General features: G+C 59.7%; 16 protein-coding genes. 5 read left to right on the top strand and 11 right to left on the bottom strand.

The genetic code is table 11. The features are described from left to right. Positions 1–26 precede the first annotated feature (26 nt). The 5 genes from CVU60_14090 to CVU60_14070 all read right to left on the bottom strand — a co-directional run bounded on the left by CVU60_14090 (position 27) and on the right by CVU60_14070 (position 7056). On the bottom strand, positions 27–812 hold the full coding sequence (locus CVU60_14090) for a hypothetical protein (GenBank protein ID PKN40806.1): 786 nt from the start codon (positions 810–812) through the stop codon (positions 27–29). Further along, positions 709–921: a DNA-binding protein gene (locus CVU60_14085; protein ID PKN40805.1), complete on the bottom strand. Its 213-nt coding sequence runs from the start codon at positions 919–921 to the stop codon at positions 709–711. The genes CVU60_14090 and CVU60_14085 overlap by 104 nt, the downstream gene beginning before the upstream one ends. After that, positions 918–3194 (bottom strand): hypothetical protein, encoded by a 2277-nt coding sequence (locus tag CVU60_14080; GenBank protein PKN40804.1) that lies wholly within the window; start codon positions 3192–3194, stop codon positions 918–920. The genes CVU60_14085 and CVU60_14080 overlap by 4 nt, the downstream gene beginning before the upstream one ends. A gap of 67 nt (positions 3195–3261) precedes the next feature. Further along, on the bottom strand, positions 3262–5979 hold the full coding sequence (locus CVU60_14075) for an aldehyde oxidoreductase (GenBank protein ID PKN40803.1): 2718 nt from the start codon (positions 5977–5979) through the stop codon (positions 3262–3264). Between the two features lie 54 nt (positions 5980–6033). Then, positions 6034–7056, bottom strand: a complete 1023-nt coding sequence (locus CVU60_14070) for a molybdopterin-binding protein (GenBank protein ID PKN40802.1) — start codon at positions 7054–7056, stop codon at positions 6034–6036. Positions 7057–7582: 526 nt separating this feature from the next. On the opposite strand from CVU60_14070, the gene CVU60_14065 reads away from it, so the two are divergent. Beyond that, the gene (locus CVU60_14065) at positions 7583–7984 is read left to right on the top strand and encodes a hypothetical protein (protein ID PKN40801.1); all 402 of its coding nucleotides are present in this window, start codon (positions 7583–7585) and stop codon (positions 7982–7984) included. A gap of 19 nt (positions 7985–8003) precedes the next feature. Here the strand turns inward: CVU60_14065 and CVU60_14060 are convergent, their stop codons facing one another. Both CVU60_14060 and CVU60_14055 read right to left on the bottom strand, forming a co-directional pair. Then, on the bottom strand, positions 8004–8417 hold the full coding sequence (locus tag CVU60_14060) for a ModE family transcriptional regulator (GenBank protein ID PKN40800.1): 414 nt from the start codon (positions 8415–8417) through the stop codon (positions 8004–8006). 8 nt (positions 8418–8425) lie between these two features. Further along, positions 8426–10099, bottom strand: a complete 1674-nt coding sequence (locus CVU60_14055; GenBank protein PKN40845.1) for a trehalose-binding protein — start codon at positions 10097–10099, stop codon at positions 8426–8428. 297 nt (positions 10100–10396) lie between these two features. On the opposite strand from CVU60_14055, the gene CVU60_14050 reads away from it, so the two are divergent. Further along, positions 10397–11239, top strand: a complete 843-nt coding sequence (locus CVU60_14050) for a DDE transposase (protein PKN40799.1) — start codon at positions 10397–10399, stop codon at positions 11237–11239. 114 nt (positions 11240–11353) lie between these two features. Here the strand turns inward: CVU60_14050 and CVU60_14045 are convergent, their stop codons facing one another. The 3 genes from CVU60_14045 to fdnG are packed head-to-tail and all read right to left on the bottom strand — an operon-like array spanning position 11354 to position 16131. Then, positions 11354–12289, bottom strand: a complete 936-nt coding sequence (locus CVU60_14045) for a hypothetical protein (protein ID PKN40798.1) — start codon at positions 12287–12289, stop codon at positions 11354–11356. Between the two features lie 59 nt (positions 12290–12348). Continuing rightward, a complete protein-coding gene (locus tag CVU60_14040) occupies positions 12349–13071 on the bottom strand; it encodes a formate dehydrogenase (GenBank protein PKN40797.1) in 723 nt (240 codons plus the stop codon). A 15-nt stretch (positions 13072–13086) separates the two neighbouring features. Then, the gene (gene fdnG / locus CVU60_14035; GenBank protein PKN40844.1) at positions 13087–16131 is read right to left on the bottom strand and encodes a formate dehydrogenase-N subunit alpha; all 3045 of its coding nucleotides are present in this window, start codon (positions 16129–16131) and stop codon (positions 13087–13089) included. Positions 16132–16430: 299 nt separating this feature from the next. On the opposite strand from fdnG, the gene CVU60_14030 reads away from it, so the two are divergent. The 3 genes from CVU60_14030 to CVU60_14020 all read left to right on the top strand — a co-directional run bounded on the left by CVU60_14030 (position 16431) and on the right by CVU60_14020 (position 19545). Further along, on the top strand, positions 16431–18542 hold the full coding sequence (locus CVU60_14030) for a serine/threonine protein phosphatase (protein ID PKN40796.1): 2112 nt from the start codon (positions 16431–16433) through the stop codon (positions 18540–18542). 233 nt (positions 18543–18775) lie between these two features. After that, entirely contained in the window at positions 18776–19351 is a 576-nt protein-coding gene (locus CVU60_14025) for a flavin reductase family protein (GenBank protein ID PKN40795.1), read from the top strand. Further along, entirely contained in the window at positions 19348–19545 is a 198-nt protein-coding gene (locus CVU60_14020; protein ID PKN40794.1) for a hypothetical protein, read from the top strand. Before CVU60_14025 ends, CVU60_14020 begins: the two co-directional genes overlap by 4 nt. Positions 19546–19872: 327 nt before the next feature. Here the strand turns inward: CVU60_14020 and CVU60_14015 are convergent, their stop codons facing one another. After that, the gene (locus CVU60_14015; GenBank protein PKN40793.1) at positions 19873–20691 is read right to left on the bottom strand and encodes a hypothetical protein; all 819 of its coding nucleotides are present in this window, start codon (positions 20689–20691) and stop codon (positions 19873–19875) included. Positions 20692–21212: the final 521 nt, after the last annotated feature.

Here is a 21212-nt window from a genome sequence, read left to right as displayed (position 1 = left end):
GGGTCCTATGGGACTTATGGGACCTATTACCCGGCATGCGCCATCAGCAGAAACAAGCCAGGCTTTGATACCCGCGATGCGTCGCAGGCCATCTGTGCCAGCAGCGGATCGCCGGTCACCGCCTGCCAGAAGCCGTGCAGGGAGCCGTGCCTGAACACGAAATCTGCGGCGGTTTTCTTCAGCATTTCGGTGTGCTCCTCGACCACGTCGATCTCAAATCCGGCACCGGTCACCTGTTCCAGCACCGTCTGCAGATCCGTGGCCTGCGCAAAACAGCAGCGCACGGGCCAGTCCCCGGTACGGCATCCGCGCGCGTAAATATCGGCCAGGGCGAGCGTTCCTCCTGGCCGAAGGACGCGGTAAAACTCCGTCAGCACGCGCTCCTTGTCGGTCAGGTTCCATGCGCATTCACACAGGATCAGATCCAGACATGCGCTTGGCAACGGCAGATCCGCCAAGTCGGCCAGCGCGACGCGCATGCCCTCGTTTCTGGCTTCACGCAGGAAAACCGCGTTCAAGTCCAGACCCACGGCCCGTGCCCCGCGCTCCCTGAGCAGGGCCAGACTCGCCCCGCATCCGCATCCGGCGTCAAGAGCCACGGCACCCTGCAGCGGGCCTGCCAGATCCAGCATGATCCGGGTCAGCTTCTCGCCGCCCGGACGTAGCGCCGGACCGAGGGATTTGCGCACCGGCGGGGAGGCGTAAAGCTCATTTGTCCTCAAGCAGCTGCTCCACTTCGAGAATCCGGCCCACGGCCAGCTCTTCGTAGATGTACACCGCACCGCACTTGGCACAGACCGGCAATTCCACATGAAAGGAGTTGCCAAGATACGTGAGTTCCACCCGGCCGAGCTCCAGGGTCTGACCGCAGGGCTCGCAGACCCAGTTCATATCCTTGGGCTCAAATGTGAGACTGCTCATATCCGTCCTCCTGCGATGCGCATGCGATGGGACCAGGCCCGCAGCACCTCGAACCCATCCTTTACGTCCCTGAATTCCACCCAGAAGGTGACCTCTCCAAGCTCGGCCGCGACGATTCTGCGGCCGTCTTCGCCATGGACCAGACCTCTTGCGCCGTTGCGGACCTGGTGCAGGACCTGGCGCAGGTCGTCTTCGAGGATGCGCCGGGTCTCCAGCAGTTCGGCAACTTCGGCCGAATAAACCAAGGACACGTCCTCCCAGGGCTGACGCGGCATGCCGTCGCGGCCGTGACGGCCCAGGAGCGCGTCCTTGAGCCTGCGCCGGTTCACGCGCCGGGCCGAGATGCCGGCAGGCGGCTCCGAGGCGCCGTGGGCCACTTCGGGGAAAAGCAGGTCAAGGATGTGCAGGACGGGCTTGCCGGTCTTGGCCAGCTGATCGCGACACATGGCGCAGTAGGTCAGGAAACAGGCCTCGGACTGGGCCACCCGCGCCTCTGTCACCTTGCGGGCCAGGGCCGGATTGACGTTGTCCATGAGCCCGCCGAAGCCGCAGCATTCCGTCAGCTCGCCGGACATGGGCAATGGCGCCATTTGCTGCCCGAGCTTTTCCAGCACGGCGCGAACTGCCCCGCGCGTGTCGGCGTCGTGCCGGGAGGTGCAGGGGTCGGACAGTGCCAGAGCCTCGCGGGCCTCCCCGGGAATCAGGGACTCGCCGGCCAGCAACGACCAGACCGATTCGGCGCGGAAAGCCGGCAGGTGCTCGCGGAACATCTTCAGGCAGGTCGAACAGGCCGTGACTACCCTGGGGCTGCCCATGGTCTTCCAGGTCTCCTCCAGCTTGCACAGCTTGCCCGCGAACTCGTCCTCGCGCCCTGCCCAATGGGCCGGAGCCGCACAGCAGTCGAGCCAGATGCCCGTGCGCGGTTCCATCTCCAGCAGACGGTCGTAAAGACGCAGAGTCTGATCGGGCCGGATGCCGGAGAGCTGACAGCCCGGGAAAAAGAGCACCGCACTGTCCGGAGCTTCTGGCGCATGCCGGATGAAGGCAGCCTGCTCGCTCCCGGCCGAACGCATCTCCTCCAGGGCGAACCAGTGGGCAGACGGCGGCATGCGGTTCTCGCGCACCATCTGACGTCTGGCATCCAGGCACATTTCGGCCATGGAGAAATCGTTGGGGCACAGCGTCTCGCACTGCCCGCACAGGGAGCAGGAGTTGATGAACGTGTTGGCCTGATGCACCCCCCCGCCCTTCACTATGGCCGAATTGTTGAAGACACGGCGTGCGTAGCTCTTGGGGTACGCGCCGTACTCGGTCAGGTACACGCAGTGCTTGACGCACTCCAGACACTGGCAGTCGATGCAGCGCGCCGCTTCTCGCAGGCCCTCTTCCATGGTGAATGCTACGCCGTCGGCCGGGACCACCCTCTGAACCGGGGCAATGTCCCTGGTCTGGGTAAAAAGCGAGGTTTGGCCGCAGCGCAAAAAAACGCGGCTCGAGGTCAGGGAGGCGCCTTGCAGATAGCGGTCGATGGAGACGGCTGCTTCGCGGCCATGGGAAAGAGCGCTGATGAACCGGTACGGCCGATCTTCCATTGCGCCCGTGAACCATCCCGGACGTTCCAGGGCAAAGGTGCCTGGATCAGGAGAACCAAGGACGGCCAGGAGTTCCGGAGCCATTGTGTCATCCTGGCCCACGTACACCGCGTCGGCCGGATGCGCTTCCACCAGGGCCGCATCCACGACGGAGACGGACACGTAGGTCACATGCAGGGAGGCGAGCCTGGACAGCTCCTCGTCGAGCACCCGGGTCGGCAGCTCGGTCTCCGGCAGGTCGCGAAGCCATCCGCCGGGAGCCTCGCCGAGGTGGTACACGGTCACGGGGTAGCCCTTCTTGCCCAGATCGAAAGCCACGGCCAGGCTGCTCGGTCCTCCCCCAAGCACCGCCACTTTCCTGGGGCGGGCGGGAAGTCGCAGCAGCCTGCCCTTGGGCTGGGTCTCACGGATGCACAGGCGCTCGAGCCCTCCCAGGGCCACGGCTCCTCCAAGATCCCCGCGCACGCAGAACCCCTCGCAGGGGGCCTCGCACAAACGGGCCGTGATCGCCGCAAGGGGCATGCTCTTCTCAAGCACGGCCCTCGCCGCGCCCGGATCGCCTTTGGCCATTGACTGGGCGAAAGCTCTGGCGTCAACTCCCAGAGGACACCCGGCCTTGCATCCGGGGGGTTCCTCCTGGATGCACTTGCCTTCCCATTCCCTGAGTTCCTTCTGGTCCATGCCTACTCCTTGAAAATAAAAAAGCCCTCCGGGCGCAAAAGCGCCCGGAGGGAGGTTGACCAGGTCATTATTTCTTCATTGCAGCCAGGATTTTCTCCGGCAGTGCGGGAATCTCGCGCAGACGAGCGCCGCAGGCGTTGTACACGGCGTTAAGGACCGCGGCGTGAGGAGCGGTCAGAGGCATTTCACCGACACCGGAGGCGCCGAAAGGACCGTCGGCACGCGGAGTTTCCACGTAGGTGATGTCCATGGAGTCCGGGATATCCTTGATATAGGGGATGCCTGCACCGCGCATGGTGGCATGCTTCTTCAGATCCTCGTAATCCTCGGTCAGCGCCAGGCCGATGCCCTGGGCCACGCCGCCGTAGATCTGACCGTCGACCAGAGAGTAGTTGTTGACCTTGCCGATATCGCCGACAATGGCCATCTTTTCGACAGTGGTCTTGCCGGTGGCTACTTCAACGGCCACCTCGGACAGGAACAGGCCGTACATGTAGCAGCAGAAGGGGCTGCCCTGACCATTGGCGTCGCAGTCCTTGGCCGGAGCGGTCCATTTGCCGTTATACTTCGTGGGCAGCTTTTCGGCGACCATCTCATTGTAGGTACGGAATCCGCCGGAGGGCTTCTTCATGGCCTTGAGCAGCTGCTCGCAGGCGTTGATGATGGCCTGACCGCCCATGACCTGGGAGCGGCTGCCGCCGGCGGGACCGGTGTTGGGGGCCACGCGGGTGTCGTTCATGACCAGACGGATCTTGTCAGGCGTGATGCCCAGGGGCTTCAAGGCCTCGTGAGCCGTGCCCAGGGTGCCCATGTCGGCGCCCTGACCGTGATCCTGCCAGCAGTCGTAGATGGTGACGGTACCGTCGGACATCAGTTCGGCATCGGCGGCGGCGGAGTCGGCACCGTCAAGGCCTGCGCCGTAAACGCCCAGGGCAATGCCCACGCCGCGCTTGACTTCGTCGGTGGAGGCAGCGGCAGCGCGCTTCTTGGCTTCCTCGTACTTGGGCCGCATGATGTCGAACATCTCGGGCAGGCTGTACACCTCAGGATCCTGGCCCGTGGGGGTGGTGGAACCCTTGCGGTAGACGTTCTTGTAGCGCAGCTCGAAAGGATCCAGGCCCAGCTTTTCGGCCAGTTCGTCCATCAGGGTCTCGGACGGGAACTCGGATTCGGGAGCGCCGTAACCGCGGAACGCTGCGCCCCAGCAGTGGTTGGTGCAGACAGTTCGGCCTTCGCCGCGAATGCTGGCGATATCATAACCGGCACCGATGTACTGGGCTCCGCGCAGAGTCAGCAGGTCACCGAACTCGGAGTACGGGCCATGGTCGACGGTCCAGTCGGTTTCCATGCCAAGCAGCTTGCCGTCCTTTGTGGAAGCCAGACGCACGTTGGTCCAGAACGGAGAGCGCTTGCCGGTGTAGGCCTGCTGCTGACGATAGTCGTACACCAGATTCACGGGACGACCGGTAGCCAGGGCGGCGGCGCCGACCAAGGCTTCCAGGGTCGGGCTGAACTTGTAGCCGAAGGTGCCGCCTGCGGGGTTCTGGACCAGGTGCAGCTGATCGGGTTCCAGGCCGAGACCCGGAGCGATCATGTAAAGATGCAGGTGCAGACCGATGGACTTGGAGTGGATGATCAGCTTTCCTTCGTCATCGATATAGGCAAAGCCGCAATCGGGCTCGATGGGCAGATGGGGCTGGCGCGAGGTATAGTAACTTCCTTCGACCACCACATCGGCTTTATCGAAGATGGGTTTTGTTTCCGCGCCCTTGGCGATCTTCTGGATGTAGTAGACGTTGGGCGTGCCGGGATGAATCTCGATGGCGTCCTCGGCCATGGCCGCAGGAGCGCTCATGTATTCGGGCAGCTGCTCGATTTCAACCTTGACGGCCTTGGCAGCGGCCTTGGCCTGCTCTTCCGTGTCGGCGCAGACGATGGCGATGGCGTCACCGTACTGGAAAATCTTCTCGTCGCACAGGATCGGACGATCCCATCCGTCACCCTTGTTGGTGGGAAAGGTGATCAGGCCGGTGATGCGGTTCTTGCCCTTCACATCCTTGTGGGTGACGACCTTGAAGACGCCGGGCATCTTCTCGGCTTCGGTGGTGTCGATGGACAGGATCTTGGCGTGGGACACTTCGGCCTGCACCATGGCGCACTGCAGGGTGCCGGCGGGCAGCTTCAGGCCCAGATCAGCGCCGAAATCCAGGGTGCCGGTGACCTTGGCCATGGCCGAAGGACGGGGGTAGCGGGTGCCCCAGACACTGCCATCGGCAGGCATCTTGAATTCGAGGTCGGCCGCGCTCTTCTCGCCACGCAGCACCTTGGCCGCGTCCATGACGGCGTCCACCAGCGGCTTGTAGCCGGTGCAGCGACAGGCGTTGCGATGCTTCTGAAACCAGTCGCGGACTTCGTCGCGGGTCGGGCTGGGATTGGTATCCAGCAGGCCCTTGGCGGAAACGATGAAACCGGGAGAGCAGAATCCGCATTGGGCAGCGCCGTGGAGCATCCAGGCGAGCTGCAGCGGGTGCGGGTTGGCCGGAGTGCCGATGCCTTCGATGGTGATGATTTGAGCGCCGTCATCGACGCGTTTCATCTTGGTCGCGCAGGCGCGCACGACCTTGCCGTCCATGATTACGCTGCAAGCGCCGCACTGGCCTTCGCCGCAGCCGACCTTGGTACCGGTCAGGCCGATGCTCTTCCTGATCACATTGACCAGGGTGTCTTCCGCATCGACCACCAGGTTCCTTGGGATGCCATTGACCACAATTTGCTTCTTAATCATTCCAGTTCCTCCAAATAACAATGTGAATGTCCGAACAGAATCTGCGTGGCGACGTTAGAGTTTGCCGAAGCCGCAGGCCGGGTAATGGCAACTGGGGCAGCTTTCGCAAAGACCTCCGTGGCCGAACGCAACAATATCCTTCCGCTCCAAACGCTCCCCGGTCAGCAGACGGGGCACGATCAGATCGAAAATACTGGCTTTGTAGTACATGACGCATCCCGGCAGTCCGACCACGGGTACGTCATCCAGATAGGCAAGCATGAACATGGCGCCGGGATAGGTGGGGGCGCCGTAGGAAACGACCCGGGCTCCGGTCGCCCTGATGGCTGCGGGAGTCTGGTCGTCGGGGTCGACGCTCATGCCGCCGGTGACGGCGATGAAATCAGCGCCCCGCTCCTTGAGGCCCATAATGGCCTGGACTGTCATCTCGACCTGGTCCGAGACGAAAACCTGATCCAGAACGGTGGATCCAAGGGCCTCGAATTTCTTCCTGAGCACCGGTCCAAACCCGTCCTTGATGCGCCCGGTGAAGACCTCGCTGCCTGTGGTCACCACGCCGACGCGTGCGGGTTTCAGGGGCCGCACCTCGATGAGCGGAGCATGCTCGCGACAGACGCCTTCGGCCTCCTGCAAAAGCTCCTCGGGCACCGCCAGCGGGATGACCCGCGTGCCCCCGAGCACCCTGCCCGCCTTCACGAACTGACCGGTGTGAATGGTGCCAAAGGTAACGTCCGTTATGGAATTGAGGCGGAAAAGACCGTTTACATCTATGGAAAGAGCGCCGTCATGGGCCGCACTGAGTGTTGACTTGCCTTCGCTCGGCGAACTGATGACGATGCCCTGACCGGCGGCGGCCCGTGCCAGGCGCAGGGCGCATTCATCCTCGTGGACGTAGCCGTCCCTGGGATCGAAAACGTAAAGATGGGCCTTGCCGATATCGAGCAATGTGGAAATGTCATGCGGACCGACAATGTGTCCGCGCCGAAAGGCAGGCCCCTTGGCCTCTCCGGGAACGATGCGGGTTATGTCATGACAAAGAACGGTGCCGACTGCTTCTTCAACGGGGATGGCTTTCATCGCATGTCCAAAATATATCTCGATTGGCATTTTAAAGTTAAAACATGTCATTTTTGACATATTTTAAGACCTGAGGAACCTCAACCACCTATGATCATGCATTAATCTGCATCCCTGCCACGACCGCATCCAGTCGGAATCATGGGTCAGGCAGTCAAGCGAAATTACTATGTCACAGGAGGCATATCGACGCATAAAGGCAAAAACAAGGCCAATGTGGTTGAATTATCGCTTAAAAAAATTTTAACACACCGATTTAATTCAAAATATAACTTTTCAAAGCAAAACATCGGTCACTCATTCAAGTTTATTCGTGACGGCCCTCTGCTGAATTGTCCCAAATCGAACCACCCAAAACACGGAAAATGGGATAAAATGACACAATACTCCTGCATGATTTCAGCGTGAGTTCATGAACCGCCATTTCAGACAGGGCATAGGTTCCCAGATCGTTTGGGCCTCGACATATGTCCAAAAAGGCACAATAAATGCTTGTCTCTGCCATCAAAACATTCAAGGAGAACTCATGAACATAGCAGTCACCGCCGCCGGAGAATCCCTGAGCAGCCTCGTCTTCGGCGAATTCGCCCAAACTCCCTGTCTGCTCATAGTGGACACGGAAACCATGCTCTGCACAGCACTGCCCCACGTACCCAGACAAGGGTCAGACCAGGCTCTTGCCCGGGTGATCCTCGAACACAACTGCGAGGCCGTCATTACCGGAAAAATCGGGGAGGATGCGTTCAAGATACTCGCCGACGAGGCCGTGACCCGATACTGCGGAACGGGCATGACAGCGGCCTACGCCCTTGAAGCCATGGAGAATCGTGAGCTGCAACTGATCCGCAATCCGGAGGGAACGGACGAATGCAACGAGAATCATCACGAGCTTGAAGAACTGCAGGTCTGCAGCGGACACCATCACTGATCCGCTGCAAAAGCGACCGCTAGAGGGAGGGACGGTGTTCGGCGGACAGTCGCGGGGGCCTGCGGGTCGAATGACTTTTCTCTTCGAAACTCTGCACCCTTTCGGGGAAGATGTGCCGGGCTTCGTCCACGGCGACTTTCTCCACAGCCTCGAACCAGGCCCTGAAGCGTTCGCGGATGCGCCGACCGTCCGCGGTCAGCCGGTACCCGCCGCGTCGGGTGCCCGAAGACTCCACCAGCACCAGGCCCAGGGCCTCCTCGGTGGCCTTGAGTTTCCCCCAGGCCGCTCGGTAGGACATGCCCAAGGCCTCGGCCGCCTTGCGCAGGGAGCCATGCTCCTCGATCTTGTCCAGGAGCATGACGCGGCCCATGCCAAAGTACACGCTCTCGCCGGACTCCAGCCACAGATGCATGCGAACGGTGGGTGTCTTCATTTTCTTCCTCACTTACCGAAGGGGCATTTGGGGTAGGTGCAGCGCTTGCACTGCATGCACATGCCGCCGTGGCCCAGGCGGGCCAGTTCGCGACGCGTTGGCGACATCCCGGCCAGGATTCTGGGCAGCAGGATATCGAGGCTTGTGGTCTTGAAATAGAGCGCGCAGGCCGGAACGCCGATGACCTCCACGTCCCCGATTTCGGCCAGCAGCGACATGGCGCCGGGCAGGATCGGCGTGCCGTAGCGCATGTTCTCAACCCCGGCGTCGGCCAGACCCAGTCGGGTCACGTCGCCGGGATCCACGGACAAGCCCGCCGTTGTGATGATCAGCTCCGCGCCGCGCCCGAGCATGCCCCTGACGGCGGCGCCGATCCGCTCACGATCGTCGGGGACGATGTCCGTGGCCACAACGGGACAGCCGTAGGCCTCCACCTTGGCCGTAATGATCGGAATGAAGCGGTCCTCGATCAGGCCCTGAAAAACCTCCGTGCCCGTGACCAGAATGCCGACCTTGAGCCGTCGCAGGGGGCGGATCTCGAGCACCGGCCCGCCGTCCAGCACTCCCAGCACATCATCGAGCACGCTGCGTTCGAGGTAGAGTGGAATGGCCCGCGTGGCCGCGATCTGCTGCCCTTTCCCAACCACACTGCAGGCGTGACGGGTGGCGCACATGACCCCGGGGACGGAGTTGAACTCCTCCAGCACCTCCTTGTTGACGAACAGCAGGCCCTCACGCTCGGCGGTCATGGTGACCTTCCCCTCACGAGGCTCCCCGGAACAGTCGATGCCGTCGCCGGCCAGCGCCCTGGCCATGACGCGGGCCGCGTCGTCCTCGTGCACCCAGGACTCGTCGGCCCCCTCCTCCTGCACATATACCTCGAAGCGACCCATGCGCTGCAGGCGGCAGACATCGCCCACGTCGAGGATCTGTCCGCGGGCGAAAGCCGCGTCCTTGCTCGTCCCCGGCTCTATGCACGTCATGTCGTGCAGGGCCTTCTCGCCCACGGCTTCCTCGGTCGTGACGACCCTGAGCCGTGGCCCGTCAAAACTCAGCTCCCGGCGATCGTGACCGCCGATCCAACCTGCGTAAGGCGACTCGCCCCGGCAGGAACGGCAGACCGAACCGTCGCGGGACGGGTAGGCCTGCCCGCAGGAAGGACAGGCCGCGATGGCGCCCTTGCCCCGTCCGCCAATGAATTCGGGCCGCAAGGCGATTTCCCTTACGGAACAGATGGACGCCCCGGCCAAGCGAATTTCCTCGCGCAGGCGGTCACTGTCCTGCTCCTTTTTGGGCTTTAGCTTGAAAAGCCACTCACGAATGGTCGGATAGGGTTCGAGCAGGTCCGTCTCCACGGCCACCCGCACGCCCTTTCCGGAAAATTTGTCGAACAGGGACACGGCGTAGAGGCCGAGATTGAAAATTCGCAGCCAGCCGTTACCCACCGTGCAGGGGGTCAGCATCTGCACGGCGTCGGGCAGGCACCAGGCGGTTTCGGAAATGGCGTCGAAAAGGATCCCCTCGGCGATATGGCTTCTTGCTTCATGGACCATGAACCCGCCCAGTATGAGGCCAGGTGCGGCATACCCGTGAAAACGACCTGCCGCCTCAATGAATCCGTCTACGGTGTACGGACCGATGACTGGGCTGGCATAACTCAGGGCTGAAGATCCATCGGGCATATTCATGGGCGCTCCTAATGATAAATTTTATGTCACTTTGCGTCGGAACTTATCATGGAATACCTCCGTCGCAACGCGCGCCCACGGCACAACCCAGCGCTTTGGCCCAACCCTTTTATTTGACAATTATCCACGTTCATTGTTTTTTATTCTTCAAATCACACCTATGGGTCTTTTTGACCCAGCCGAACGAAGCCCCGTCACTATTATGCCTTGTTAGGCATCATTGTTTGTGACAAAAACGTCCCTGACGCATCATTGAAGCCTGAACACATTCACGATCCGGCACGACACGGCATGGCAAAAATAGACATAATACGCTTTAATAGCTTGACTTTCACGGAAAATTCTGCGCGAAGATTCTTTTTGGATTTTTGCTGGAAAAACCATCAAAGATATTGCCCTAACTGCAAAAACCGCAAGCTTTACCGGCTCGCCGACGGAAGGCGAAGATGCGGCCGCTGCGGCTACACCTTTCATGATTTCAGCCGACGCTTCCTGAATCGCTGCGCCTTCACCGCACGGCAATGGCTCTGGTTCCTGAAACTTTTTGCCCTGGACATAGCCCCGGCCGGCATAGCAACGGAAATGGACCTCAATTACGCGACGGTGCTCAAAGCGGCGGATACGGTGCGCCGGGCCATCGTGGCCCAGGCGCTGGACGCACAGGGACTCTACGCGGCGGGCATCTGGCCCGGCCCGGGCAATCCCATTCCGGCGCAAGCGATCATCGACTCTCCGGTCTTCGGCATCATCGAACTGGGCGGCGTGGCCATCTGCGACCTCATGCCTTCCTTGTGCGCCGAAAATCTGCTGCACTTCAAAATAAATTTCTGCCTGAAGACGGCCAGCATCGGCCAGGTTGTCTACACCGCGCCCTACAAGCAGTATCAATCCCTTGTCTCCTGCGGACCCGGGCTATGGCCTGCCAGGCACATCAAGCACGCGGACAGGCGCCTGCCCGTTGAGGGGTCCCCGTTCTGGACCTTCACCAAGCTGCGCCTGCGCCACATGCGCGGCATACCGGCCTCGCATTTTCCGCTCTATCTGAAGGAATGCGAACTGCGCTACAATTCCCGAGACCAGGACCTTGTTCCCCTCCTGGCCCAGATGCTGTGCATGTTTGTGCCGCGCTCATGACCCGGATATGCTCCGCACCAAAATCGGCGACCAGAAAAAAAAACGGCCGCCAACGGACTCGCCCAGTCCATTGACGGCCTATCACCGAAGGAGGAGGGTGAATAATGTTTGAAGTCAGGATGCCTTGGCAGCGGACGCGGCCAGTCCCATCGCGGTCCAGGGGGCCGGGGACAAGGGCACATATCCTCTGCTCTGGGCAACCGCGTCCAGATGCACAAGCCCAAGGGCCGCCACATCAAGATCCACCTTGTCGAAGCTCTCGATAAGATCGAGGCACGGCAGGTAGTGACGGCATTCTTCGCAGGCGTAAATGTGCTCGCGGGGCGAGTCCGGCGGGGAAAAACGAACCAGGGTCTTGTGGTCCTGATTGCCGCAACCCGGACATTCCAGTCGCATGAAACGCCAATGGTGGCTGCATGTGGGACAGTGGTGCCACAACTCGCCGCCTTTGGAGATCAGAAAATCAGTCTGGCCCGAATGACATTCGAGCGTGGCCAGATCCGGGGCCGAACCGCAGATCGGGCAATGGGACTTGCGCCAGAGATCGGCGGGCGCCAGGGACAAAAGGGCCTCTTTTTGTGTTGCGATGCATGGCCCATACGCCGTCTGCAACGCCATCAGCAGAAATTCGGGGCTCACGCCCGCCAGTGCGGCAGCCTTCGTCAGGGCCTCCTCTTCGCCATGAACAACCGCGCGCAGACAAAGGTTCAGCCAGCTCAGGTCCTCGCCGAGTCGTTTTCCGATGCTTTCCAGCGCATCATGCAACGGAGGGAAAACCACACCGAGAAGCGGCCACAGTTTCGACGCAGCCTGCCGCAAGGAAGGACCGAACTCTTCCGGACTCAGGAATGCCACCAAGGGCTCTCCTCCCAGAAAACGCTCCTCTTCATATGCACACTTCGCCGTTTTCACGACGGGCAATTCCTCCCGCACCTCCGCCTGACAGCCCAACAGCATTCCGAATCGTTCGATTATTTCGCGAAACGCAACGTGCCTGCCGGCCATTTCGTTCAGAAGGGTTTGCCTGGATTGAATTTCCGTGGAAGGCATGTCTGCTCCTTGTGAAAAGGCCCGCCGGGAATTCCCGGCGGGCCGTGTTTGTGAATGAATCAGCCCAGGATGTTGCGCAGGGGTCTGGCCAGACCCGCGAGGAAGTCAGCCCGGTTCAGGGGCTTCACTTCGCGGCGGGCGTACAGGTGGTACATCTCACGCGGCTGGCTGACCAGATAGATGACCGCAAGGTCTTCCATGTCCAGCAGTTCCGCCTTGGGATATTCCTTCTTGACCCTGGCAAGGCTTTCCTCGGCCAGCTTGAGCATGTCGTCCCGATCGCCGAAGTTCATGGTCCCGGTGCAGCATGACTTGACGCACATGGGAATCATCCCGGCCTGCACACGATCAATGCACATGTCGCACTTGGTCAGCATGCCGGTGGCATCATTGCGGCGAGGGACATTGTAGGGGCAGGCTTCGATGACCTCGTCGCACTGTTCCTTGGTCAGTTCCTTCGTCTTCTCGGTACAGATGACGATGCCGGTGGCTTCATCGATGATGATGGCTCCATCCACATACGCATCTGCCGCGGCCTTGCAACCGGGCTGCAGGCAGTGCCGGCACTGCTCCGGAAAAAAGAGCCACTCGACACGGCCTTCTATCCGGTGTTCCGAGAAACGGACCAGTTTGAAGTTGTTGGGGTTCAGATCCGGCGGATTCTGATGCGTGCCGGTCTGCTTGGTGGGCACGGCTTCGTGACCGTTCCACTGTTTGCACGCCACCTGACAGCCACGGCAAGCCGTGCAGCGGGTGGTATCAATGAAGATGCTCTTCGTCATGACATTCCTCCCTGCTTAGATGGCCAATTCCGTGACCTTGTCGGCCTTGCTCACATTCACCAGACACGCCTTGTATTCCGGAATCGTGGTGTTCGGATCGCCCACGGACGGGGTAAGACGGTTGGTGGCGTCGCCGCAACCGGGTGTTGTCCAGCCAAAGCAGAAGGGCATGCCGACCAGGTGCACGATCTTGCCCTCCACCTGGAACGGCACGATACGCACCGTAACCATGGCGATGGCCTCGACCTTGCCGCGGATGCTCTCGACCACGACCACGTCGCCGTTCTTGATGCCTTTTTCGGCGGCCAGTTCGTGGCTCATCTCCACATACTGCTGCGGTTCAGCCTCGAGCAGATACGGTGTGTTGCGGGTGTCGCCGCCGCCGCACCAGTGCTCCGTAAGGCTGTAGGTGGTCAGCACGATGGGATACTTCGGGTCAGCGTTACCGGCCAGCAGATCCATATCGGCCTTGGCCACCTTCATGCAGGGGTTGTTCATCTGCTTGGAGAAGGGGTTCTTGGCCAGCGGGGTTTCCGCGGGTTCGTAGTGTTCCGGGAAGGGTCCGTCCACGCGGCCAGGACCGAAGATCTGACCATGGCCCTCGGCCTGCATGATGAAGGGGTAGGTGCCCTTTTCTTCGGCCATGGGCGGTGCTCCGCCGTCCGGCACATCGCCGACCCACTTGCCGCCTTCCCACAGGATGACCGGCAGCTCGGGGTTGAAAGGCTTGCCTTGCGGATCCACGGAGGCGCGGTTGTACAGGAGACGGCGATTCATGGGCCACGCCCAGGTATAGTTCGGGAACAGGCCCAGCTTGGCCTGCATGGGCGTCTGGGTCAGCTCGCGACGCTTGGTCAGGTTCTTGCCTGCCTCGGGGTAGGCGCCACAATACAGCCAGTTAAGGCTGGTGGTTGAACCGTCGGCCTGCAGGGCCGGGAAACCGGGTACATGATCGCCCTTCTTGTAGGTCTTGTCTTTGATGGTCGTGTCACGGGTGAAAACGCCGTTGATCAACGCGGACATCTGGTCGGCATCGTACTTCTCGGGCCACCAGTGGCTCAGGACGCCTTCGGCGAAGGTGCCCTTGTCCTTGGCGTAGAGGGCCTGCACGCGTTTGAAGATCTCGACCAGCATCCAGCCCATGGACTTGCTCTCGCCCAGTGGCTCGTAGCCTTTGTGGTGCCACTGGTGCCAACGGCCGGAGTTGGAGGTCGTGCCGTCTTTCTCGCCGCGCTGGCAGGAAGGCAGCATGAAGACCTCGGTCTTGATCTTTTTCGGATCAAGTCCTGGCTGACGCCAAAAGGACGCGGTCTCGGTGTCGTGGACCTCGCCCATGACCAGCCAGTCGAGAGTCTGCATGGCCGCACGGATCTTGTGCGTGTTGGGCATGCTGATGCACGGATTGTGTCCAAAGATCATGCCGCCTTTCATCTTGCCCTGGTACATGCGGTCGAACATGAACATGGTCGAATAGTCCACGCCTGCATCGCACTTGGGCAGCAGCTGATATCCGAACTCGTTCTCGGCCGTGGCGTTGTCGCCGAACCAGCCCTTGAGCAGGCTGACGACATACTTGGGCCGGTTGCCCCACCAGTTCACGCTCTTGGGATCGTTGGTCTTGGGGGTCGTGGCCTTGAGGTAATCTTCGAGCTTGGGCCAGGTGGTTGTCGGCACGGCGTGGTAGCCGGGCAGGATGTGCCACAGGATGGCATGGTCCGTGGAGCCCTGGACGTTGGGTTCGCCGCGCAGGGCGTTGACGCCGCCGCCGGCCACGCCGATGTTGCCCAGGAGCAACTGGATCATGGCACCGAGCCGGATATTCTGGCAGCCGACGGAGTGTTGGGTCCAACCAAGGGCGTACATGATGGTGCCGGCCTTGTCGGGCTTGCCCGTGGCCGTATAGGCCTCGTACACCGCGAGCAGGTTGGCCTTGGACACGCCCGTCACGGAAGAGACCGTGTCGAGATTGTACCGTTCATAGTGTTTTTTCAGCTGCTGGAACACGCAACGCGGATCCTTGAGGGTCTTGTCGCGCTTGGAAATGCCGTTCTCGTCCTTGGCAAAGGCCCACTTCTTGCGGTCGTACGTGCCCGTGGCAGGGTCGAAACCGGAGAACATGCCGTCCTCGAACTTGTAATCTTCGCCGAGGATGAAGGAAGCGTTGGTGTACTCGGCGACGTACTCCTTCTGAATGAGGTCATTCTCCAGGATATACTTCACCATACCGCCCAGGAAGGCGATGTCGGTTCCGCTGCGGAGCGGAACATGAAAACTGCTCCGGGCCGAGGTACGCGAAAACTTGGGATCCACATGGATCACCTTGGCGCCCTTGTCCTTGGCTTTAAGCACCCATTTGAAGGAAATGGGGTGATGTTCGGCAGCATTGCTGCCCATGATCAGAATGGCATTGGCGTTCTTGATATCAATCCAATGCTGGGTCATCGCACCGCGTCCAAACGACTCTCCCAGAGCCGCTACAGTGGGGCTGTGTCAGACCCGGGCCTGATGGTCCATGTGCACACCGCCCAGGGCGCGACACATCTGGTGCGCCAGTGCGCACTCTTCGTTGTCCATCTGGGAGGTGCCTAGCTGGAAGTAGGATTCCCAGCGATTGACGGTCTGTCCCTTTTCGTTCTTGAAGATGAAATCCTTGTCGCGCGTGTCCTTGATCTTGTGCGCGATGCGGTCCAGCATCCAGTCCCAATCCTTCTCTTCCCACTTGTCGGCGCCGGGGGCGCGATACCTGGGCTTCAACACGCGGTGGTCGCTGACGTGCATGGCGTAATACGCCGCGCCCTTGGCGCACAGGGCGCCTTCGCTGACGGGATAGTCGGGGTTGCCCTCGGAACTGACGAGCTTTCCGTCCTTGATGTGCATGATGATCTCACATCCGCAGGAGCAAAAAGCGCAGGTCGAGATGACCTCCTTGGCTCCCTCGATCTTCAGGGCCTTCGCATAAGCGTAGGCGGGCTTCAGATCGAACCCCAGTTGGCCCAGGGACATGGCCGCAACGCCCGCCCCGGTGATTTTCATAAACCCTCGTCGTGAAAACGTAGCCATCAAAACCTCCATGGTTTCATGTTCCTGCACCCTTGAACTCCCGCTTCACAAAGTGGGTAGTAGGTGCAAAGATGATGGCTCAATAGCACTTCAATCAATATTTTCAATATGTTATAAAAAACACATATGACGTTCTTTTCAATTTTGAAGGCAATTTTCCGTGATGGTCCGCCATGAAAACGATGCGGTGCGGCGGGATTGGAGGCGGGGGGATGATGTCAGGACCATGCCGCGCACTTCCCCCCGGCCAGGGGATGGTATACGATTGTGCCTTCGCGCATCGCTAACGGGGAGGATTCATGGGCATACGAAACAAGCTGCTCGCGCTGCTTCTCTTCATTTCTCTCGCCCCGCTGCTCGTCGTCGGGTTCGAATTTCGGGACAACCTGGCCGTGCTGGGTGATGGTTTCGTGGACAGGAGTTCCCGAAATGTCATGAACAACGCCCGTTCCTCACTGAAGCGGATCGCCGAGGACCACGCCCGCATCCTGAGGCGGGAGAAGCAGCTCCTCGAATCCAATGCGCAGTTTCTCGCCTCCAGAATCGAGGGCATCCTGTACGGGCACGAGCACAGCACCAGTGATCCCCGAGCCCTGCCATCCGCGGCACAGGTCTTCGCCGCCCGTGACGATTACTACTTCCTTCACAGGGGAGGACGTCAGAGCCTTGAGGTCGACTTCGATGCGATGGAAATCGAAAACACTGCGCGGGGCGTCTCCGAAGCCGAGACGTCAATCCTGGACGAACTGCTTCTCCCGGTGCTCAAGAACCTGAAATTCCGTTACAGCGACCTCGTTCTCTGGATCGACATCGAGCTCTCGGACCGCACGAAAATCACCTATCCGAAATCCATCTCACGCCTGTACCTGCGCGAACAGCAGCACCGGAACAAATTCGGGGGAGATGTGGAAGAAAACGTCTGGCAGAATCCGCAACTCGATCCCAGGACCCGCCTGCTCGTCTTCAACGTCACCGCCCCCGTCAAAGACGAAGCCGGCGAGGTGCAGGGGCGAATATCCCTTGCCGTCCCGGTCGGGGCCCTGCTGCACAAAAACCAGCACTTGGCCGTCTATTCGGACAACGTGGCCACGCTTCTGGTCGTTCCGAAAACAGCCCCTGGATCGGTGGAACAGCGTCTGGGGATCGTCGCCCAGGAGCAGTCTCCGGAAACCCAGCGAGGCCATTGGGGCCGGCCGCGCCAGGACTCCTGGCTCGTTTCCGACGATGGGCAAGCGTATGCCGAAATGCTGGAAAAGCTGAAGGCGCCCTCCTCCGGCATTGCCGACATGCGACGGCAGGGACAGGACACGTTGTGGGCCTTCGCGCCCATCGAACCGGGCGGAGCGGCGCTCATGATCCTGGTGCCCAAGGCCGACGTTGTCAGGGAAACTCTGGTCGTCAGGGAATTCATCCTCGACCGGATTGACAGCCACACCCGCGGCATGGGCATTATCGTCCTCATCGTGGGCGTGGTCGTTTGCGCCGTGGCCGTCATTTTTTCCAAGGTCTTCACGCGCAACATCTCGGCTGTCGCATCAGCCGTGGCCAGGGTAGCCGAAGGCGACTTCTCGGCGCGGGCCGAGGTGCGGGGCGGCGACGAGGTCGGCCGGCTGGGAACGGCCTTCAACCGGATGGTCCCGGAACTCGAGGACCGGATTCACATCAAGAACGCGCTGGAAGTGGCGCAGCAGGTCCAGCAGAACCTCCTGCCGACCGCCAGCCCCAGATTCGGACGACACGACATCGCCGCCGTGAGCGAGTACTGCCACGAAACCGGCGGAGACTATTTCGGCTTCATTCCCAGACGCACGCCAGGCGGAGACAGCCTGATCATCGCCGTCGGGGACGTCAGCGGCCACGGCATCCCGGCCGCCCTGCTGATGGCCTCGGCCCGGGCCTACATCAGAAGCCAGGCCGCCTGCGAGGATGGCCTGGACGTCATAGCCAGGCGCGTGAACGAGCTCGTCGCCGAAGACACGAACCTGACGGGGAGGTTCATGACCCTCTTTCTCCTGGAGTTGACGGAAGGCAATACCGTCCGCTGGGTCCGGGCGGGACACGACCCGGCCCTGGTCTACTCCCCCGGCGAAGACGCGTTCGTCGAACTCCGCGGCCAGGGCCTGCCCCTTGGAGTCCTCGGCCAGACGGACTTCGAACTGAACGAACGCTGCGACCTGCCTGCAGGAGGGATCATCGTCATCGGCACGGACGGGATCTGGGAGGCCAGGTCCCGGGAAGGGGAAATGTTCGGCAAGGAGCGCCTGCAGAATGTCATTCGCACCCACCGGACCCGCCCGGCCTCTGAGATCATCCGGGAAATCCTTCATGCCGTGAATGCATTCCGGGGAACACAGGACAAGGCGGACGACATAACCATCGCCGTGATCAGAACCGACAGCATGCCTTTGTAGAATTCTGTGCATGCACTTGGTAGTGTTCGCGGTTGAACAGACGCTTCGGGACGGGGAGCTTACCCGTGTCGAGGGCAGATTCGAATTGATCATGAGACGATCAAGAGACAGGCCGTCGATCTGCAGCATCACCAGGCCCGGTCGGCTCGCGGCCCCCCCGGATTTTTCCTTGACGAATGCGGCACCGAATTTTGTATTTGCATGTACAAACAAAAAAATACTCGGAGGTTGGAATGAGAAGGAAACTGGGACCAGTCAACGCGCTCTACCCATCCCTGACCACCATCGTCGGGACACTTGTGGACGGCAAGCCCAACTGGATAACCATCGCCCACGTGGGCATCCTGAACCACTCTTCGCCGCAGCTTCTTTCCATCGGTGTGGGAAAGATTCATTACAGCAACAAGGGCATCTTCGAGAACAAAACCTTCAGCATCAACATTCCGTCCACGGATATGCTCGTTGTGACCGATTACGTAGGTATCGTTTCCGGAAAAAATACGGACAAGTCCGAACTCTTCGAAACCTTTTACGGGGAACTCAAAACCGCCCCCATGATCGCGGAATGCCCCATTTCCATGGAGTTGCGTCTCAACCAGGTCACGGACACCCCTACGCATGACATATTCATCGGCGAGGTCGTCCAGACCTATGCAGATGAACGGGTCCTTGAAGACGGAAAAATCCACTATGGCAAGGTTTCGCCCTTGCTCTTCGACTTTCAACGCATCAAATACTGGTCCTTGGGTGAAGAGGTAGGCAATCCCTGGAATGCCGGCAAGGCGATGAAGAAAAAATCAGAAAGATGATGGGGAACTCCCCAGTCTCGAAGCCTGAAACTACAACGAGGAACAAGGAAATTTCGCAGGTCGTGATCACTTTCATCGACAACCCGATGGAAACTGAGGCCAAAGCCGCCTTGATCAGGGATCTGACCGAAGTGACAGGCAAGGTCACCAATTCCAAGAGTCACCACTGCATCGATCCATCTTCGATACAATAATAACCTCCATTTTCAATTTTATCTTCGATTAGCAGATTGTATATTTTCTGAGCGGATAAATTTGAAGCCATCTAACCCAAACAAAGCCCAGTACAAATAAACTCACATCTTCCTCCGTTCATTGTTTACTACAACAGGGACAACCGACATGAACACGATGCGGTACGGCGGGATTCGAGGGGGGACGTGCTGCAGGATTATTATGTTTTTGTGATGTCACTTGCCGAAGCCCATCAAAATAAAGGCCTGACAATCGCCTTGCCCAACGTGAAGAGGCCGGCAATCCCGATGGAAAGCCGGCCTCCGTGATATGATATGCCTCGGACCTTACGGATGAACCCAGAGGACCGAGTCCGTCAACTCGTTAAAGAGGAAACTGCTGACGGAGCCGAACATCAGATTCTTGCGCATGTTGGACGTTGTGCCAACCGCAACCACGGCGAACTTGCCCCAGTTGGCGTTGTCGAGAATGGCGCGCGGCACATAATCCGAAGGGTAGATCATGTGGCGCAGGCGTCCGGCTTCAAAACCCTCGCCGCACATGATCTCCTCGCAGCGTTTGAATATGGCCGTGGCCTTGTCGCGTTCGCCGGAAGTGTCGCTGATGATGTTGCACAGGGTGACCAAATGCGACTCCCCTTCCAGCATGGATGCGACGAAGCGTGCCATGTTGTCCGAGGATTCCGAACCGTCCACGCACAGGAGGACATTTTTGCGATTGAGGTCCGGCTTGCGGCAGAGGATCATGGGAATCTCGGGCTGGCGTTCGAACAGCTTGCGGGAGAGACTCTTCGAGGTGAAGTCCTTGAGACGATTAAGGCCACGGCGCCCCATGACCACAGCGTCGTGGGTCTCGCTGCCGATCTCATCCTCGATGTCCTCGATGCGGCAAATCATGCTGGAGGCGCTTTTGGCCTGGATGCGCCCCGAAGAAAACCCGTCCCACTGGAGCATGCGCATGGCCTCTTCCCGAGCTAGACTCCAGTTGCTGTCCATATCCGAGTGCTCGGCGGACTGTATCGGCTTGTTTTTTCCCGCGCGCCAGCGACAATAATTGCTGTCTGGAGATGCCATGCACAGGAGAGTCAGATCGAACCGACTCTTGTTCTCAAAAAACCTGCACAGGAAACGCAGACCATTGAACATGTTCGGGTCGTCACTGACCGTAAATAAAAGTTTCTTCGGTGCTCCCGCCTTTCCACGGATAGACCTGTTGTCGTCTGCTGAACTGGCAACGACCTGTTCTGGTATAGTAAGCATAATCACTTCCCTCACATTGATCTGGTTTGGATTACAAAACAAACGATAACCGACTGCAATCAAAACAAATAAAGATTGTTATTTTTTTCTCAAAGATTATGATTAGAGTGCTACACCGAACATAACTATTGTCAATAAAAATTTAGGAAAAGCTGAAAAAAAATGTAACTTGATCGGGAAAAACAAAATAATCACGTGATTCCGACAATAATAGTCGAATTTTATAACCAATCCTCCAAAATATCATGCGAGCCGCAATCTTTCCAACCTTCCATCATGGAAAACGAATTCTGAGGCCTCAGCACCGCAGCCTTACCCCCGACCAGTTTTCCGGTAACCGACACAATTGAGCAAATTTGGGCGCAGTGATCTGGACTTGAGGCGGGGATCGAAAACTCTCTGGCGGT

The organism is Deltaproteobacteria bacterium HGW-Deltaproteobacteria-18 (assembly GCA_002841885.1).
In the GTDB taxonomy this organism is placed as follows: Bacteria; Desulfobacterota; Desulfovibrionia; order Desulfovibrionales; family Desulfomicrobiaceae; genus Desulfomicrobium.
The sequence above is the reverse complement of the archived record's forward strand: the minus strand, read 5'-3'. Positions and strand labels throughout refer to the sequence as shown.

Coding starts and splice junctions, on each gene's coding strand:
- CVU60_14090 (PKN40806.1), bottom strand. CDS start 812: ATGTGGAATTGCCGGTCTGTGCCAAGTGCGGTGCGGTGTACATCTACG.
- CVU60_14085 (PKN40805.1), bottom strand. CDS start 921: ATGAGCAGTCTCACATTTGAGCCCAAGGATATGAACTGGGTCTGCGAG.
- CVU60_14080 (PKN40804.1), bottom strand. CDS start 3,194: ATGGACCAGAAGGAACTCAGGGAATGGGAAGGCAAGTGCATCCAGGAG.
- CVU60_14075 (PKN40803.1), bottom strand. CDS start 5,979: ATGATTAAGAAGCAAATTGTGGTCAATGGCATCCCAAGGAACCTGGTG.
- CVU60_14070 (PKN40802.1), bottom strand. CDS start 7,056: ATGAAAGCCATCCCCGTTGAAGAAGCAGTCGGCACCGTTCTTTGTCAT.
- CVU60_14065 (PKN40801.1), top strand. CDS start 7,583: ATGAACATAGCAGTCACCGCCGCCGGAGAATCCCTGAGCAGCCTCGTC.
- CVU60_14060 (PKN40800.1), bottom strand. CDS start 8,417: ATGAAGACACCCACCGTTCGCATGCATCTGTGGCTGGAGTCCGGCGAG.
- CVU60_14055 (PKN40845.1), bottom strand. CDS start 10,099: ATGCCCGATGGATCTTCAGCCCTGAGTTATGCCAGCCCAGTCATCGGT.
- CVU60_14050 (PKN40799.1), top strand. CDS start 10,397: ATGGCAAAAATAGACATAATACGCTTTAATAGCTTGACTTTCACGGAA.
- CVU60_14045 (PKN40798.1), bottom strand. CDS start 12,289: ATGCCTTCCACGGAAATTCAATCCAGGCAAACCCTTCTGAACGAAATG.
- CVU60_14040 (PKN40797.1), bottom strand. CDS start 13,071: ATGACGAAGAGCATCTTCATTGATACCACCCGCTGCACGGCTTGCCGT.
- CVU60_14030 (PKN40796.1), top strand. CDS start 16,431: ATGGGCATACGAAACAAGCTGCTCGCGCTGCTTCTCTTCATTTCTCTC.
- CVU60_14025 (PKN40795.1), top strand. CDS start 18,776: ATGAGAAGGAAACTGGGACCAGTCAACGCGCTCTACCCATCCCTGACC.
- CVU60_14020 (PKN40794.1), top strand. CDS start 19,348: ATGATGGGGAACTCCCCAGTCTCGAAGCCTGAAACTACAACGAGGAAC.
- CVU60_14015 (PKN40793.1), bottom strand. CDS start 20,691: ATGTTCAATGGTCTGCGTTTCCTGTGCAGGTTTTTTGAGAACAAGAGT.